The following is a 16,570-nucleotide window of genomic DNA, read 5'->3' on the forward strand; positions in this document are numbered from 1 at the left end:
ATACCACCCCCGATCCGCGTGGAGACGATCTGGACCGAGGGCTGCGCGGCTACCTCGCCCACCTGCGTGTCGAGCGCGGGCTGAGCCCTCACACCCTGAGCGCCTACGAGCGCGACCTCGGCCGCTACCTGCGCTACCTGAGGAGCGCCGGCATCTCAGCACCGCAGGACGTCAGCCGCAACGACGTGGCCGGCTTCCTCGAGGTCCTGCGCACCGGATCCGACGGCGCCCGTCCGCTGGCGTCGTCCTCGGCATCCAGAACCGTCACGGCCGTACGCGGCTGGCACAAGTTCCTCCTGGCCGAGGGCACCACCTCAGAGGATCCCTCGGCCACCGTGCGCCCGCCCCAGCCCGGAAGGCGTCTGCCCAAGGCCTTAGGGGTTGACGAGGTCCGCCGTCTCCTGGAGGCAGCAGGCGTTGACGACTCCCCGGTGAGCCTGCGTGACCGAGCGCTGCTGGAGGTCCTCTATGCCACCGGCGCCCGCATCTCCGAGGCGGTGGGGCTCGTCGTCGACGACCTTGACACCGACTCCAGGCTGCTGAGGCTTTTCGGCAAGGGACGCAAGGAACGCGTGGTCCCCATGGGGGCCTACGCCTGGGAGGCGCTGGACGCCTACCTGGTGCGAGGGCGGCCGGTCCTGGCCGAGAAGGGCAGGGGAGTGCCACAGGTCTTCCTCAACACCCTGGGCAGGCCCCTGAGTCGGCAGAGCGCCTGGGCGGTCCTCCAACAGGCCGCTGAACGGGCCGGTCTCATCGGGACGGACGGCGCCGACGAGCGGCGCATCTCCCCCCACACCCTGCGCCACTCCTTCGCCACGCATCTGCTGGCGGGAGGGGCGGACGTGCGTGTCGTCCAGGAGATGCTCGGACACGCCTCGGTCACCACCACCCAGATCTACACGAAGGTCACCGTCGACCACCTGCGGGAGGTCTACGCCACCAGTCACCCGCGGGCTCTGGCCTGATCGATGAGCCCGCAGGTGAGGGCCGTACCCCAGTCCTTTGTGGGGGAAGCCTGAGTGCGCACCGGGCCGCGCCTGAAAGCGGGGTCCCGTCGGCTTTGATCTCTGGCGTGTCCTATCTGAACTGGGCGATGTCGGTCGGCTTTCGACTAGGCTGGATGACGTGAATGACTCCATCCAGCCAGGCCTGATCGACAACCCCGGCACCGACGAGAGCGAGGAGAAGGACTTCCCCGTTCCCGCGCCGCTGGAGTCGCACGGACCCGCTCGGGTCATCTCCATGTGCAACCAGAAGGGCGGCGTCGGCAAGACCACGACGACGATCAACCTCGGTGCGGCCCTGGCCGAGCTGGGGCGCAAGGTCCTCATCGTCGACTTCGATCCCCAGGGAGCGGCCTCGGCCGGCCTGGGCATCAACGCTCACGAGCTCGATTCCACCATCTACGACCTGCTCGTCGCCAGCCGTCCGGACATCCGCACGGTCATCCACGAGACCACGGTGGAGGGGCTGGACATCGTCCCGGCCAACATCGACCTGTCCGCCGCCGAGGTCCAGCTCGTCAACGAGGTCGCCCGCGAGCAGGCCCTCAAGCGGGTGCTGCGTCCGGTGCTCGACGAGTACGACGTGATCCTCGTGGACTGCCAGCCCTCGCTCGGACTGCTGACCATCAACGCCCTGACCGCCTCCCACGGCGTCATCATCCCGCTGGAGACCGAGTTCTTCGCCCTGCGTGGGGTGGCGCTCCTGGTGGAGACCGTCGAGCGGGTCAAGGACCGCCTCAACGCCACCCTGGAGATCGACGGCATCCTGGCCACCATGGTGGACTCCCGCACCCTGCACTCCCGGGAGGTGCTTGAGCGCTTGGAGCAGGCCTTCGGTGAGCAGCTCTTCGACACGCGCATCCGGCGCACGATCAAGTTCCCGGACGCCTCCGTGGCCAATGAGCCGATCACCAGCTACGCGCCCTCCCACCCCGGCGCGGACGCCTACCGCCGGCTGGCCCGCGAGGTCATCGCCCGCGGCGATGTCGCCTGAGTCGGAGGAGCAGGGGCCGCCCCGGCTGCCCGGATTCAGCGTCACGCTGCCCCAGTTCGAAGGCCCCTTCGACCTGCTACTGAGTCTCATCGCCCGCAAGCGGCTCGACGTCACCGAGCTGGCGCTGGCCGAGGTGACCGACGACTTCATCGCCCACATGCGCTCGGACTGGGACCTGGGGCGCGCATCGGAGTTCATCGTCGTGGCCTCGACCCTCCTGGCGCTCAAGGCGCACCGCCTTCTGCCCCATGACGAGAACGAGGAGGAGCCCGACCTCGAGCTGCTCGAGGCCCGTGACCTGCTCTTCGCCCGGCTCCTGCAGTACCGGGCCTTCAAGGAGGCAGCAGCTGCCTTCCGCCACCGGGCGGAGACCTCCGCGCGCAGCTACCCGCGCATCGTCGCCCTGGAACCGCATCTGGCGGCGCTGCTGCCCAAGCTCGTGGCCACCATCACCCCCGAGGAGCTGACGCGGCTGGCGGTGGGCGCCTTCACTCGGCCCACGGATCCGGGCGTCCAGACCGTCCACCTGCATGAGCGGGTACCGGTCGGTGAGCAGCTGAGCCTCATCGCCAGCAGGCTGCGCAGTCACGGAACCCTGACCTTCGCCCAACTCATTGAGGACGCCGAGCGCACTGCCGTCGTGGTGGCCCGCTTCCTGGCGCTGCTCATCCTCCACCGCCAGGGCAGTGCCGAGCTGGACCAGACGGAGGCCATGGGCGAGATCACCGTGACCTGGTGCGGCGGCCAGGACGACCTGACCGGCATGATGACCTCTGAGAACCTTACTGAGCTCGAGGAGGAATTCGCATGAGCGAGGCTGTGGGGTCTGAGCTGCGCAGTGCTGCTGAGGCCATCCTCATCGTCGCCGACGAGCCGGTGACCACCTCTGCGATCGCCGAGGCCCTTGGCATGGAGGAGAGCGTCTGCGAGGAGCTGCTCGAGAGTCTGGCAGCCGAGTACCGTGGAGAGGCGCCCGGCAGCCGTGCTCATGGATTCCTCCTGCGACGTGCGGCAGGTGGGTGGCGTTTCGCCTCCGTGCCTGAGCACGCCGACCTCGTCGAGCACTTCATCATTGGCGGCGCCACCGCACGCCTGAGTCAGGCCGCGCTGGAGACCTTGGCCGTCGTCGCCTACCGGCAGCCGGTCACCCGGGGGCGGGTCGCACAGATCCGCGGGGTCAATGTCGACGGCGTCATGCGCACCCTGCACGCCCGCGGCCTCATCGAGGAGGCCGGTGCCGAGACCTCCGGTGCGATTCTGTACAGGACCACGGGAGACTTCCTGGAGTACCTGGGAATCGACTCCCTGGACGAGCTGCCACCCCTGGCTCCCTACCTCCCCCGCGTCGAGGCGCTGGGGGAGATCGTCGAACAGGCCGATGAGATGGCCGGTAGGAGGACCCCATGACCCCGAGAAACCGCCACACCCGAACCGAGTCCGTGCCCCACAGCGACTTCGGGGCCCAGGAGTTCTACGACGAGGATGACCTCGAGGAGCTGGACGAGCAGGCCGACGCCGGCGACCTGGCCGCCTTCGACGCCGAGGCCATTGATGAGGATGAGGAAGCCCGTCTGCTCCAGATGCGTGAGCGCGCCACCAAGGGCGGCCAGGACGACCCGCACGTCGCCTCCGGGCAACGGCTGCAGAAGGTCCTGGCCCACGCAGGGGTTGCCTCGCGCCGCGCCTGCGAGCAGCTCATCGCCGACGGCCGCGTCAGCGTCGACGGCATCTCCGTCACCGAGGCGGGCGTCAGAGTGGACCCGCTGACCCAGGAGATCCGCGTTGACGGCAGCCGAATCCTCACCAACCCCGAGCTCATCACCCTCATGCTCCACAAGCCGGCAGGCATCGTCACCACCATGGAGGACCCTGAGGGCCGTCCCACCGTGGCCCAGTACGGACGCGACTACCTGGCTGAGCACCCCGAGCTGCCCGACTCGCTGCGCCTAGTGCATGTCGGGCGCCTCGACACCGAGACCGAGGGGCTGCTCCTGCTGTCCAACGACGGCGAGCTCTCCCACCGGCTCATGCACCCCAGCTTCGAGATCGCCAAGACCTATGTCGCCATCGTCGAGGGACAGGTTGAGCCCTGGGTCCCGCGTAAGCTGCGGCGCGGCATCGAGCTGGAGGACGGTGAGGCCAAGGCGGACCGGGTCACTGTCAAGGACTCCGGGCCGCGCGGTTCCATCGTTGAGATCACCCTCCACTCCGGCAAGAACCGCATCGTGCGGCGCATGCTGGACGCCGTCGGCCACCCTGTGACGCGTCTGGCGCGCACCCGGCTCGGACCGCTGCGGCTGGGCAACCTGCGCCCCGGCCAGACCCGCCCCCTCAGCGGCGAGGAGATCGCCGCACTGCAGCAGGAGGTCGGGCTGTGAGCGCCCCCGAGCCGCGGGCGTCAGTGTCCACGCGCGGCCCGGTGCTCATCGTCGGCACGGGGCTGCTGGGAACCTCACTCGCTCTGGCGCTGCGGGCGGCAGGTATCGAGGTCCTGCTCTCCGACACCTCGCCGACCTCGCTGGCCCTGGCTCGAGACATGGGAGCGGGAACGCTTCATGGCAAGGACAGCCCTGAGCCGCAGATCGTCGTCGTGGCCACGCCCCCCGACGTCACCGCCGACGTCGTCGTCGCGCAGCTGAGCGCCCACCCCAGTGCCGTGGTCACTGACGTCGCCTCCGTCAAGGAACGGGTCGTCGCCGAGGTCCGGGCCCGGGCGGGAGACGAGGCCCGCAGGTACGTCGGCTCCCACCCGATGGCCGGCCGGGAGCGCTCGGGCGCCGGCGCCGCCGACTGCGACCTCTTCGCAGGGCGCCCCTGGGTGGTGGTCGGCCAGGACGCCGATCCACAGGCGGAGCTGGTCATCAGGAACCTGGCGGTCGATGTGGGCGCCACCCCGGTGCGCATGGGTGCGGCGGAGCACGACGCTGCCGTCGCTGCCGTCTCCCACATGCCCCAGCTCGTCTCCTCACTCGTGGCCGCCCGCCTGGAGGAGCTGGGGGAGGGGGCCCTGGCTCTGTCAGGGCAGGGGCTTCGTGACGTCACCAGGATCGCGGCCTCGGACCCCAGGCTGTGGTCGGCCATCATCGTGGGCAACGCCGGGCCCGTGGTCGACCTGCTGCGCCGGATCAGTGATGACCTAGGCCTACTGATCACAGGGATCGAAGCGGCCGCCTGCGATTCGGACAGTCCGGAGCACACGGCCCCGGGAGCGGCACGTGTGGTCGCTCCCGGGGCCGTCGGCGCGGTCACCGATGTCATGACACGGGGAAACCTCGGTCGGGAACGCATCCCCGGAAAGCACGGCGGGGCGCCGCGCCGCTACACCGAGGTCCAGGTCCTGGTACCCGACGCCGCCGGCGAGCTGGGCAGGCTCTTCTCGGACGTCGGAGCCGCCGGCGTCAACATTGAGGACTTCTCCCTAGAGCACTCGGCCGGGCAGAGCGCGGGCATCGCCCTCATCTCCGTCCTTCCTGCGGCCGCCCAACGGCTGGAGGAGGCGCTGGACGCCCAGGGCTGGCGCGTCGTCGCGGGCTGAAGCCGGTTCAATCCGTCACCGAGGTCCGCCTGTGTCAGTGCTCATGGGGACCTGATCCGCAGTACCGCGCCGGAGTGTGGGACGCTTGGCCCAGTTCATGACCGTCAATCGGACCCTGATGGAGGGCACCATGGGAATCGTCGTTGCGATCGACGGACCGAGCGGATCGGGCAAGTCCACCGTCTCGCGGCGCGTCGCCGCCGAGCTGGGACTGGCCTACCTGGACACCGGTGCCATGTACCGGGCCGCCGCCTGGTGGTGCGAGCACGAGGGCATCGACCTGGAGGACGGGGCCGCCGTCGCCGAGGCCGTCGCCGCAATGCCCCTGCACATGGGGCTGAATCCCGAGCACCCCACCTTCACCGTGGACGGCACGGACGTATCGACCGCGATCCGCGACCCGCACATCGCCACCGTCGTCTCGAAGGTCGCCACCAACCTCGAGGTGCGTGCCGACCTGGCGCGCCGCCAGCGCGAGATCATCCGCTTCGAGGCGACCGGGCACACCGGCTCCTTCTCCGCCGGTGCCGGCATCGTGGCCGAGGGACGTGACATCACCACCGTCATCGCACCTGACGCCGACGCCCGCCTGCTGGTGACCGCCTCGGAGGAGGCCCGCCTGGCCCGCCGCGCCGGGGACCTGGAAGCCGCCGGCAAGCAGGTCGACGCCGACGCCCTGCGAGACCAGGTGGTGCGCCGCGACCGCGACGACGCCACGGTCTCCCAGTTCCTCACCGCACCCGAGGGCGTCACCCTGGTGGACACCTCGGAGCTGACCCTGGAGCAGTCGGTCGAACGGGTCCTGGACCTGGTGGAGGAGGCCGCCGACGCCGCCGCCCAGCGGGACGCCGAGGAGGACCTGCGGGCCCAGGCCATGCGCGCGGGCCTGGCCGACTACGAGCTCGATGAGGAGGACCTCGCCCTCCTGGAGGCCGACGGCGGCCTGCCCACCGGTGACAGCGTCGAGCCCGGGCTGCCGGTCCTGGCCGTCGTCGGCCGCCCCAACGTGGGCAAGTCGACGCTGGTCAACCGGGTCCTGGGCCGTCGCGAGGCCGTTGTCCAGGACACCCCCGGTGTCACCCGCGACCGGGTCTCCTACCCGGCCGAGTGGGCCGGGCGCCGCTTCACCATCGTCGACACCGGCGGATGGGAGGTGGACGTGGCCGGCCTCGACGCCGCCGTGGCCACCCAGGCCGAGATCGCCGTGGAGATGGCCGACGCCGTCCTGCTGGTCGTCGACGCCCAGGTCGGCATCACCGAGACCGACGCCCGCGTGGTGCGGATGCTGCGCCGCAGCGGCAAGCCGGTGGTCCTGGCCGCCAACAAGGTCGACTCCCCGGCCCAGGAGGGGGACGCCGCCACCCTGTGGAACCTGGGGCTGGGCGAGCCCTTCCCGGTCTCGGCCCTGCACGGCCGGGGCAGCGGCGAGGTCCTCGACGCCGTCATGGAGGTCCTTCCGGAGGTCTCCGCCGTGGCCACCGCAGCGCCGGAGGGGGACCTGCACCGCATCGCTCTCGTGGGGCGTCCTAACGTCGGCAAGTCCTCTCTGCTGAACTCCATCGCGGGCCAGGAGCGCGTCGTCGTCAACGAGACCGCGGGCACGACCCGTGACCCGGTCGACGAGATCATCGAGCTCGACGGGCGCCAGTGGGTCTTCGTCGACACCGCGGGGATCCGCCGGCGGGTCAAGCAGTCACGGGGCGCCGACTACTACGCGGTGCTGCGCACGCAGGGCGCCATCGACAAGGCCGAGGTCGCCGTCGTCCTGCTGGACGCCTCCGAGCCGATCAGCGAGCAGGACGTGCGCGTGGTCCAGCAGGCCGTTGATGCCGGCCGAGCCCTGGTCCTGGTCAACAACAAGTGGGACCTGGTGGACGAGGAGCGCCAGAAGATGCTCCTGTGGGAGGTCGAGCACGACCTGGCCCACGTCTCCTGGGCCCCCCACATCAACCTGGCCGCCCGGACCGGCTGGCACACCAACCGGCTTGTGCGCGCCCTCGACGCCGCCCTGGAGGGCTGGACCACGCGCGTTCCCACGGGCCGACTCAACGGCTTCCTGGGCCAGCTGCAGTCCGCCACCCCGCACCCGGTGCGCGGCGGCAAGCAGCCCCGCATCCTCTTCGCCACCCAGGTCCAGGTGGCCCCGCCCCGGATCGTCATCTTCACCACCGGTTTCCTCGACGCCGGATACCGGCGCTTCATCGAGCGCCGCCTGCGTGAGGAGTTCGGCTTCACCGGCACCCCCATCCAGATCGGGGTGCGCGTGCGCGAGAAGCGCCAGCGGCGCTGAGCCCCGGAAGGGCTCAGCTGTCGGAAACGGCCTGCTTCTGGGCCCACGCGGCAACACGTGCGGAACTCTCCTCCTCGGACAAGTCCTCGACCCGGGTCATGACCGACCACCGCACGCCGAAGGGATCGCGGATGGAGGCGAACCTGTCCCCGGACACGAAGGTGTCGGGCGGTTCCAGCAAGGTCGCACCGGCGGCAGTAGCCCGCTCAACGGCGGCGTCGACATCCGGGCAGTACAAGCGGATCGAGTAGCAGACCGGCTCATCCGACGGAGTCGCAACCAGACCGGACAAGGCTGAGGGCTCACCGATCTGGATCCTGCCGTGACCGAAGTCGAGCTCTGCGTGGACGACCGCACCTTCGATCTCCACACTGTCCACGATGCGCGCACCGAAGACGTCACGGTAGAACCTGAGCGCTCGGTCGGCGCCGTCAACCGCCAGAAACGGTGTGATGCTGGTGAAGCCGTGCGGAGTCCCATCAGTCGTGTAGTGACCAGTGGCCCCGGATAGGTTGCGTGTACTCATGCCAACGACTGTAGGAACGATGGAGGTGCCTTCGCTTGAAGATCTGCGACAGCTCCGGAAAGGTGAGGAGCCGTGCCCGAGACGACCGCTGATCGACGGGGGATCCTCTATCCCTCCAGGCTTCCGACCTTTCACCGCCAGCCTGTCCCCGAGGCACTGGCCGATCGGGTCCGCTGGATCTGGATCCCACGCTGGGACTTGCCCGCAGGACAACGGGACCGCCAGGAGGTGCTCCCGTTCCCCGCCTGCAACCTCGTTGTCGAGCCCGATGGCATGGCTCTGCACGGCCCGACGACGAGCATCTCCTATCGTGAGCTGGAAGGCCGAGGATGGGCCGTCGGAGCCCTTCTCAGGCCTGCGGCAGCGGGTGCGCTGTGCTCCCCATCCCTGATCCGGAACTCCCATCGGCCGCTCGAGGACCCTGACCTGGGCGCTGCGGTTGCTGACGCCATGGCGGATACCAACACGATGAGGGGTGGACAACGTGCCGCCAGTGCGCTGGCAGACTGGGTGGCGCAACATGCCGGGCCGCCACAAGCGATGGCGCTCATCGCCAACAAGATGGAGGACGTCGTCGCCTCCGACAGAAGCGTCCTGCGCGTCGATCAGCTGGCGCGACGCCTCGATCTTTCTGTCCGCAGTCTCCAACGCCTCTGTGAGAAGTACATCGGCCTGCCCCCACTCGCAGTGATCCGACGCTACCGGCTCCAAGAGGCAGCACAGCGGCTTCGGGAGGATTCGTCCGTCACCGTTGCGCAGGTGGCCGCCGAGCTCGACTACGCGGACCACGCCCACCTGACCGCCGACTTCCGACGCGTTCTGGGGCTCTCACCGAGCCAGTACCGACAGCAGACCATCAGCGATCGTCAGGCTCTCAGTGACCGGTAACGGGTTCAAACCTCGGGCAAGTGCCGCCCGATCAATAGACCAGGGAACGGAAGCTCCACCATGCCGTCAGGGTGTTGAGAGACAGTATCGTCGTCAGTGCCAGCAATGCGCCGGAGAATTGCACCCAGAACGTCGTGCGGTGCCGCCGCATCTGGACGAGTGCCCATACGTCGGCCGCAGCCAGTAGGAGGGTCATGACTCCCAGCAACAGGATGGCCGGGTTCTCGGCCACAGCCTCGCGGGTCTGACCGAGGCAGTCCGAGGCTGGGACACACGCGGGTAGCTTGTAGGTGTTCTGCCAGCCGGTTGTTGCGATGATGCCCACTGCCAGTGACGCAACCACGACAACCGTCCCGACGCAGGTGAGTGCCAGGTGCAGCCACCCGCCTGTTCTCTGGAGGCCGGCTGAAGAAGGCTCCATCGCCTCATCTTATGGGGCAGCCTTGAGGATCCCGCGCCGGCGCGTCAAGAACCAGCAGGACGCCGCGAGCGTGAGAACGTTTGGCACCGGACAGTGGCGCGTGGCCGCAACACCCATAGACTGTAGCCATGCTGAATCCGGTTGACCCCACCACCACGCCCGCCTGGAAGCGCCTCACCGAGCTCCACGACTCCATGACCCCGGACCTGCGCGCCTGGTTCGCCGACGACCCGCAGCGCGCCGAGCGCTTCTCCTACGAGCTGGGAGACCTCTACGTCGACCTGTCCAAGAACCTGCTGACCGACGACGTCCGCGACGCCCTGGTCGAGCTCGCCGAGCAGGTGGACGTCCCGGGCCGCCGCGACGCCATGTACGCCGGCGAGCACATCAACATCACCGAGGACCGGGCCGTTCTCCACACCGCCCTGCGCCGCCCGGCCGCCGACTCCCTGACCGTGGACGGCCAGGACGTCGTCGCCGACGTCCACGAGGTCCTGGAGAAGATCTACGCCTTCGCCCGCCGCGTCCGCTCGGGGGAGTGGACCGGCGTCACCGGCAAGCCCATCAAGACGGTGGTCAACATCGGTATCGGTGGCTCCGACCTCGGCCCCGTCATGGTCTATGAGGCCCTCAAGCCCTACGTGCAGAAGGGCCTTGAGTGCCGCTTCATCTCCAACATCGACCCCACCGACTGTGCCGAGAAGGTCGCGGACCTCGACCCGGAGACGACCCTGTTCATCATCGCCTCCAAGACCTTCACCACCCTGGAGACCCTCACCAATGCCCGCATGGCCCGCGACTGGTTCCTGGCCGCCCTCCAGGCCAAGAGCATTGAGACCGACGGCGCCATCGCCAAGCACTTCGTGGCCGTCTCCACCGCCCTGGACAAGGTCGCCGAGTTCGGTATCGATCCGGCCAACGCCTTCGGCTTCTGGAACTGGGTGGGTGGACGCTACTCGGTGGACTCCGCTGTCGGCACGGTCCTGGCCGTGGCCATCGGCCCGGAGAACTTCGCCGACTTCCTCTCCGGTTTCCACACTGTTGACGAGCACTTCGCCACCAAGGCCCCGGCCGAGAACGTCCCCATGCTCATGGGCCTGCTCAACGTCTGGTACGTCAACTTCTTCAAGGCCGGCTCCCACGCCATCCTGCCCTACGCCCAGTACCTGCACCGCTTCCCCGCCTACCTCCAGCAGCTCACCATGGAGTCCAACGGCAAGTCCGTGCGCTGGGACGGCAGCCCCGTGACCACCGAGACCGGTGAGGTCTTCTGGGGAGAACCGGGCACCAACGGCCAGCACGCCTTCTACCAGCTCATCCACCAGGGCACCCAGCTCATCCCCGCGGACTTCATCGCCGTGGCCAACCCCGCTCACCCCACCAAGGACGGGGGAGTGGACGTCCACGAGCTGTTCCTGTCCAACTACCTGGCCCAGACCGCGGCGCTCGCCTTCGGCAAGACCGCCGACGAGGTGCGCGCCGAGGGCACCGCCGAGGAGATCGTCCCGGCCCGCGTCTTCGCCGGCAACAAGCCGACCACCTCGATCCTCGCCCCGGCGCTGACGCCCGCGGTCGTCGGAGAGCTCATCGCCCTCTACGAGCACATCACCTTCACCCAGGGCATCGTGTGGGGCATCGACTCCTTCGACCAGTGGGGGGTCGAGCTCGGCAAGAAGCTGGCCCTCGAGATCGCCCCCGCTGTCCAGGGGGACGAGGAGGCCCTTTCAGGACAGGACGCCTCCACCCGCGGCCTCATCACCCGCTACCGCGGTCTGCGTCACTAGCCCGATGGCTTCTGGCAGCCACTCAGCGCCAACCGATCCGCTCGAAGGAGAATCGCAGGTCCAGGTGCGCGTAGCAGAACCGGCCGATGCGTCATGCGTCGGAGGGTTGCTGTTCGACTTCAACGCCGAGTTCGACACTTCGACTCCCTCGGCGCAGGAGCTCGCCAGCAGGTTCCAGGTGATGCTGCACCGTCAGGACGTCCTGGTCCTCCTGGCCGAGGACAGCAGCGGTGAGCACCTGCGGGCAGTGGGCTTCGCGTATCTGACGCTGCGTCCCACTCCGTACGGTGATGGGCCGGTCGCCGAGCTGGAGGAGCTCTACGTGCAGCCCGAATGCCGCAACCGCGGTATCGGCTCCCGGTTGCTCGGGCAGGCACGTGAGCAGGTGCGGCAGCGCTCCGCGCTCGAGACGCGCATCAGCGTCGATGAGGGCGACATCGATGCCCGACGCTTCTATGAGCGGCACGGCTTTTGGAACGTGGAGCCCGGCGAGACCAGCCGAATGCTCTGTTATGTCAGCGATGTACAACCCTTGAGGAGGACATGATGAAGGAAGTCAACGTCGATGAGCTGCGGCGTCGGCTTGAGGCGGAGGAGGACCTGGTGGTTCTCGACGTGCGTGAGCCCGACGAGGTGGCGCGCACGGCGATCCCCGGTTCAGTCAACATCCCGTTGGGTGAGGTGGTCGACCGGATGGGAGAGCTCGATGTGTCCCGCCCCATCGCGGTCATCTGTGCCGGCGGAGTGCGCTCCGCCAAGGCGGTCAAGGCCCTGACCGCTGCCGGCTACACCGGCGAGCTGCTCAACGTCAGCGGCGGCATGAAGGCCTGGTTGGGTCAGTAACCCGACGGGCAACCAACCCATCGGGACGGCCTCGGACTGACCGGTTCGAGGCCGTCCCGCGTATCTCAGCCTTGTCTCCGAGAGCGCCTGAGCAGCTCCTCGACTGTACGCAGGACACCGTCCTCGGTGTTGGCGGGCGCCGTGTACGCCGCTGCGGCATGGATGCCGGGGTGGGCATTGCGCATGGCGAAGCCCAGGTCCGCGTGGTCGTAGAGATCCAGGTCGTTGAGGTAGTCCCCGAAGACAGCAGTCTGCTCCGGGAGGACTCCGAGCCTGGCCTGAAGCGCCGCCAGGGCCCGCCCCTTCGAGACCTGCGCCGACATCATGTCCGTCCAGTGCAACCCGGAGACGACGGTCTGCACGTGGGTAACCGCAGCGGTCAGTGCCTGAGAACTGCCGTTCTCGACGTCGTCGAAGTCGAAGACCGCGACCTTGAGCACCTCATCCAGGGCGATGGCGGTCAGGTCCTCGACGATCTCCAGCGCCTCGTAGTACAACCCGGCCTGTTCCAGGAAGGCCGCATCGGAGCGCTCGATGTAGGCGCAGTGCTTGCCGGCTACAACCGCGCCGACATCGTACCCGGAGTCGACCAGGTGGCGGGTGGTGGTGATGGCGGCCTCGGCGTCCTGGGCGCTGATGGTGTCGGAGTGGACCTCCTCACTGCCGTGGACGACGAAGGAACCGTTCTCAGCGATCAGTGGTGAGTCCTCGACGGCGGAGCCCAGGACCGCACGCAGGTTCGCCAGCTGCCTACCCGAGGCGGGGGTGAAGACGATGCCGGCGGCTCGCATGTCTTCGACTGCCTCCAGCAGCCCGGCGGGAACGTGCCCCTGACCATCGAGGAGAGTGCCGTCCATGTCGGTGACAACAAGACGGAGATCGATCTGCGCGGGCAACGCTGCGAGGAGCTCGGGCTCCAGGGGAAGGTGCTTCACGGCGTCATCCTCTCAAGGATGACGCGTCCATGTCAGCACGGTGTGAGGCGCGCACAAGACGGGCGCCTGCTGGCCCACACCGATCAGTGGACCAACAGGCGCCCGTCAGAGGAACGGCTCGCGCTCTGAGAGCCTTCAGCTCAGTCAGCTGGCCTGGCGGCGACGCATGACGAGGACGGCGCCGGTGCCCAGCAGGCCGGCGGCGGCGACGGCGACGGCGATGCTCGGACCAGTGGTGGCCAGGGCGGGCTTCGTCGGGGTGGTGCGAGGAGCCGCAACGACAGGAGTCGCTGACGGCTTGGCCGGGGTACCGGTGGTCGTGACGGTCTCAGTGGTCACCGTGGTGGCCGGAGCGGAAGGCGTGGACGCAGGGGTGGTGGTCTCCGAGGTCGGGGGAGCAGTCGGAGCCGGAGCAGTCGTCTCGGTGGACGGCGTCGACGGAGTGGTCTCCGGGGTCGGCGTCGGACCGGGAACGGTGGTGTCCGTCGGCGGGGTGTCGGTCGTCGACGGCGGGGTGTTGCTCTTCGTCGTCGTGGTGGTGGTGTTGGTGGTCGTCGTGGTCGACGGGGTCAGCGTCGAGTTGCTGACGTTGTAGGCGGCGAAGTTCTGGGTGGCGTACCACCTGCCGTCCGAGGTCTGGGCGAAACCGATGCCGATGGAGTTGACGTTCGGGTCGGTCATGTTCTTGTAGTGGCCGGGGGAGTTGAGCCACTGCTCGAAGATCAGCGCGCCGGTGTCGCCACCCGCGGTACGCCAGGCCACGTTCTCAGAGCCGGTGGTCCAGCCCTTGGGGTAGACCGACGTGAAGTCGGGGCGGTGGCTCATGTTGTTGGCGGCGGCCTGCTGCTCGGACCAGTCCTGTGCGACGGCGTCGAGCTCCTGGTACCGGGTCACGGGCTGAAGGTTCAGGCTGCTGCGCAGCTCGTTGACCTTGTTCAGGACGGTGTCGGCGTACTGGGCCCCCTCCGAGGTCACCTGGGCGGGAACCGCGGCGGCGGCTGCAGGTGCGCCCTGAGGGGCGGCCGGAGCGGCCAGTGCGGCCGAGGAGGCGGTCAGCGGCACGACGGTGAGCGCAGCTGCGGCGATGACGCGCTTGATGTTCATGTGTCGTTCTCTCTGATCGGGAATATGAGAACACAGTCTGATTTGCACAATCGACGATGAGCCGACGCGCAGGATGCTGTGAGACACCCTTGATGTCGGTGTTCACTCAACCACAGTCGCGTCAGTCATGCATGTTATTCGGTTGTGACTTTTCTGACCGAATTCGTCGCGCGGCTGAATCATGTGGCCGACTGCAAGGGGTAGTTCTTTCGTCTTGAGGTACCAATGAAAACTGGCTGCAGGCGGCGGGCAGGCTGGGTGACCGCCGTCATTGCAACGTTGACTGGATCGTGATTAAAGGTCGGTAAATTGCTATCGGGCTCATCGGCTTAAATTAGCCTAATGGTTGTTATGTGGGATGCAAATGTGTCTGGTGTTGATAAGGGTGGCCTCGGAAGAATGTGAACGTCTGCTGCCGAAGTGCTGTCAACAAAAAAGTCCGCACTCCTTTGAAAGAGTGCGGACCTTTGTTCTGGTCGGGCTGGCGGGATTTGAACCCACGACCCCTTGACCCCCAGTCAAGTGCGCTACCAAACTGCGCCACAGCCCGTTGACTCGCGGCTTCGGGCCGCTTGCAACGAGCAGAACCTTAACCCATGGGGCGGCTCCTTCCGAAATCTGCTGGCGGTGAGGCCGCTCACCCCGGCGCGTCAGACGCGGTCATCCTGATGGCGTCCGCCTCCCATGAGGGCGTCGAGCTGACGACGCTCCTTCTTCGTGGGCCGTCCTGCCCCGCGATCTCGGATGACAGCTGCCGGCGCATCCAGGGGCGACGGGCGAGGGGGAGAGGAGTCGATGTACGCGGTGCGGGCGATGGGGGCACCCACCCGCTTGGTGAGGATTCGAGTGACGGTCAGTAGCCGGTCGAAGCCATCGACCCGGTAGCGGACCTCGTCCCCCACCGAGACGTGCTGGGCGGGCTTGGCGGTCTCTCCGTTGATGCGTACATGCCCAGCCTTGCAGGCGCTCGTCGCCGCCGAACGGGACTTGATCTGCCGCACGCTCCACAGCCAGACGTCGATACGAGCCGACGTCGGTGCACTTGGAGCGTTGTTGCCGCTGGAGGCGGAACGGGGGTGAGCTGCCATGGCGGCATCCTAAGCAGACGGCTCAGTGGCGGGACATGGAACGGCGCCGACGCCGTGAGACTGCGCGCCCTCGACGTCTGCCTCGAAGGATGAGTCCCCAGCCCAGAACCAGGGCGCCGAGTGCTGCCAGTGCGGCGTATCGGGGACTGTGCCACACCACGGAGCCGACCTCTTTCGCGCTACGCGCGGCGCGTTCCGGGAGGGATGCGGTCCCGTCCCCACCGGCGAGACAGCTGTTCAAGGTGGTGCTCAGCGCCGCCTTGTCGGCCTGAGGCAGGCCAAGCCGGTAGGCGGCGGCCACTGAGACGAAGCGACGTGCGTAGGTGCAGCGGTAGGAGGAGTTGGCCGGCCACCAGCCGCCCGGTCCGGTGGGCCGCCAGCTGCCGGTCTCGGTGGAACCAACGGGACAGCTCGCCGGCCCGCAGGCGCCCTTGGCCTGATTGGCCTCGCCTTCAACGGCGACGAGATTCAGCGGGTCGTTGGCCACCAGCAGTCGGGTGCGCTCATCCCACTGCCAGGCTCCGTGGGCGTAGAGGTAGTTCAGCGGTACCACATGGTCGATCTGGACAGCCGCTGAGGTCTCCTGACCGCGTGTGAAGGTGACCCTTCTGCCGGTGTAGGGATCCTGAAGGACGCCCGCCCAGACAGTGGCGTCCGGGCACACGCCCGCACCCCGGCCACGTCCCTCCTCCCGGGACTGAAGGCCGTCGGCGCGCGAGAAGTCGGCATCCTCCAGGTCCCGGGCCAGGATCTCGTTACGAGTGTCACAACCGTCACCGTCGACGTCGGTCCACGCCTCACCGAACCAGCCGGTTCGGGAACCTCCCTCGGCCCAGGAGCGGGCGGCCGGAGCGTCCTCGGGCAGCTCCGAAAGCACCTCAAGAGATGCCTTCAGGGACAGGATGAAGTCTCCTCTCCGGTCCCAGGGCGCCTCATGGAGGGCGGCGAGCTCGGTGGCCGCTGACCTCTGCGAGGGCTCCGGCGAGGCATCATCGGCATGGACGGGAAGAGCTGCTGTCATCCCCGACGCACTGAGCGCACCGAGTACCGTCAGGCGCGCCAGGAGCCGGCCGGAAGCGTTCATGAGGCTACGGTAGCCCTACCCACCGACATGAAGTCTCGGGCTCGTCGGCCCGCACTGCGCAGGCAGGGCGACCG

Annotated in this window: 17 protein-coding genes and 1 tRNA gene; 11 read left to right on the plus strand and 7 right to left on the minus strand. The window is 68.2% G+C overall.

Features of this window, described 5'->3' with window-relative positions:
- Positions 1–41 precede the first annotated feature (41 nt).
- The 7 genes from xerD to der all read left to right on the plus strand — a co-directional run bounded on the left by xerD (position 42) and on the right by der (position 7,823).
- Entirely contained in the window at positions 42–965 is a 924-nt protein-coding gene (gene xerD / locus HMPREF9058_RS05045) for a site-specific tyrosine recombinase XerD (RefSeq protein WP_043537648.1), read from the plus strand.
- 160 nt (positions 966–1,125) lie between these two features.
- Positions 1,126–1,998: a ParA family protein gene (locus HMPREF9058_RS05050; protein ID WP_009406376.1), complete on the plus strand. Its 873-nt coding sequence runs from the start codon at positions 1,126–1,128 to the stop codon at positions 1,996–1,998.
- Positions 1,988–2,809 carry a ScpA family protein gene (locus HMPREF9058_RS05055; protein ID WP_009405443.1) on the plus strand — a complete coding sequence of 274 codons (822 nt, stop codon included), beginning with the start codon at positions 1,988–1,990 and terminating at the stop codon, positions 2,807–2,809. The genes HMPREF9058_RS05050 and HMPREF9058_RS05055 overlap by 11 nt, the downstream gene beginning before the upstream one ends.
- The gene (gene scpB / locus HMPREF9058_RS05060; protein ID WP_009747243.1) at positions 2,806–3,405 is read left to right on the plus strand and encodes an SMC-Scp complex subunit ScpB; all 600 of its coding nucleotides are present in this window, start codon (positions 2,806–2,808) and stop codon (positions 3,403–3,405) included. The genes HMPREF9058_RS05055 and scpB overlap by 4 nt, the downstream gene beginning before the upstream one ends.
- A complete protein-coding gene (locus tag HMPREF9058_RS05065) occupies positions 3,402–4,376 on the plus strand; it encodes a pseudouridine synthase (protein WP_009747235.1) in 975 nt (324 codons plus the stop codon). The genes scpB and HMPREF9058_RS05065 overlap by 4 nt, the downstream gene beginning before the upstream one ends.
- Entirely contained in the window at positions 4,373–5,533 is a 1,161-nt protein-coding gene (locus tag HMPREF9058_RS05070; RefSeq protein WP_009747491.1) for a prephenate dehydrogenase, read from the plus strand. The genes HMPREF9058_RS05065 and HMPREF9058_RS05070 overlap by 4 nt, the downstream gene beginning before the upstream one ends.
- 130 nt (positions 5,534–5,663) lie before the next feature.
- Positions 5,664–7,823: a bifunctional cytidylate kinase/GTPase Der gene (gene der, locus HMPREF9058_RS05075; protein ID WP_043537802.1), complete on the plus strand. Its 2,160-nt coding sequence runs from the start codon at positions 5,664–5,666 to the stop codon at positions 7,821–7,823.
- Between the two features lie 13 nt (positions 7,824–7,836).
- Here the strand turns inward: der and HMPREF9058_RS05080 are convergent, their stop codons facing one another.
- Complete coding sequence (locus tag HMPREF9058_RS05080; protein ID WP_009747605.1) at positions 7,837–8,349, minus strand: glyoxalase/bleomycin resistance/extradiol dioxygenase family protein; 513 nt, start codon at positions 8,347–8,349, stop codon at positions 7,837–7,839.
- A 72-nt stretch (positions 8,350–8,421) separates the two neighbouring features.
- Between HMPREF9058_RS05080 and HMPREF9058_RS05085 the strand changes: the two genes are divergently transcribed.
- A complete protein-coding gene (locus HMPREF9058_RS05085; protein WP_009406049.1) occupies positions 8,422–9,237 on the plus strand; it encodes a helix-turn-helix domain-containing protein in 816 nt (271 codons plus the stop codon).
- 31 nt (positions 9,238–9,268) lie between these two features.
- On the opposite strand, the gene HMPREF9058_RS05090 is transcribed toward HMPREF9058_RS05085, so the two are convergent.
- Positions 9,269–9,658, minus strand: a complete 390-nt coding sequence (locus tag HMPREF9058_RS05090) for a hypothetical protein (RefSeq protein ID WP_009747536.1) — start codon at positions 9,656–9,658, stop codon at positions 9,269–9,271.
- A gap of 128 nt (positions 9,659–9,786) precedes the next feature.
- Here HMPREF9058_RS05090 and pgi point away from each other — a divergent pair, with 128 nt between their 5' ends.
- From pgi to HMPREF9058_RS05105, 3 genes are read left to right on the plus strand one after another with little or no spacing between them, the layout of a single operon-like run.
- On the plus strand, positions 9,787–11,442 hold the full coding sequence (pgi, locus tag HMPREF9058_RS05095) for a glucose-6-phosphate isomerase (RefSeq protein ID WP_009405785.1): 1,656 nt from the start codon (positions 9,787–9,789) through the stop codon (positions 11,440–11,442).
- A 4-nt stretch (positions 11,443–11,446) separates the two neighbouring features.
- Positions 11,447–11,989, plus strand: a complete 543-nt coding sequence (locus HMPREF9058_RS05100; RefSeq protein ID WP_050797993.1) for a GNAT family N-acetyltransferase — start codon at positions 11,447–11,449, stop codon at positions 11,987–11,989.
- Positions 11,989–12,285: a rhodanese-like domain-containing protein gene (locus HMPREF9058_RS05105; protein WP_009405817.1), complete on the plus strand. Its 297-nt coding sequence runs from the start codon at positions 11,989–11,991 to the stop codon at positions 12,283–12,285. Before HMPREF9058_RS05100 ends, HMPREF9058_RS05105 begins: the two co-directional genes overlap by 1 nt.
- 65 nt (positions 12,286–12,350) lie before the next feature.
- On the opposite strand, the gene HMPREF9058_RS05110 is transcribed toward HMPREF9058_RS05105, so the two are convergent.
- The 5 genes from HMPREF9058_RS05110 to HMPREF9058_RS05130 all read right to left on the minus strand — a co-directional run bounded on the left by HMPREF9058_RS05110 (position 12,351) and on the right by HMPREF9058_RS05130 (position 16,496).
- Positions 12,351–13,220, minus strand: a complete 870-nt coding sequence (locus HMPREF9058_RS05110; protein WP_009406279.1) for an HAD family hydrolase — start codon at positions 13,218–13,220, stop codon at positions 12,351–12,353.
- 144 nt (positions 13,221–13,364) lie between these two features.
- Positions 13,365–14,324, minus strand: a complete 960-nt coding sequence (locus HMPREF9058_RS05115; RefSeq protein ID WP_009747227.1) for a CAP domain-containing protein — start codon at positions 14,322–14,324, stop codon at positions 13,365–13,367.
- A 473-nt stretch (positions 14,325–14,797) separates the two neighbouring features.
- A tRNA-Pro gene (locus HMPREF9058_RS05120) sits at positions 14,798–14,874 on the minus strand.
- Positions 14,875–14,974: 100 nt separating this feature from the next.
- A complete protein-coding gene (locus HMPREF9058_RS05125; protein WP_009747644.1) occupies positions 14,975–15,412 on the minus strand; it encodes an RNA-binding S4 domain-containing protein in 438 nt (145 codons plus the stop codon).
- Between the two features lie 22 nt (positions 15,413–15,434).
- Positions 15,435–16,496: an HNH endonuclease family protein gene (locus HMPREF9058_RS05130; protein ID WP_009405931.1), complete on the minus strand. Its 1,062-nt coding sequence runs from the start codon at positions 16,494–16,496 to the stop codon at positions 15,435–15,437.
- Positions 16,497–16,570 lie beyond the last annotated feature (74 nt).

Origin of the sequence: Actinomyces sp. oral taxon 175 str. F0384 (assembly GCF_000223355.1) — a bacterium.
Taxonomy (GTDB): domain Bacteria; phylum Actinomycetota; class Actinomycetes; order Actinomycetales; family Actinomycetaceae; genus Actinomyces; species Actinomyces oris.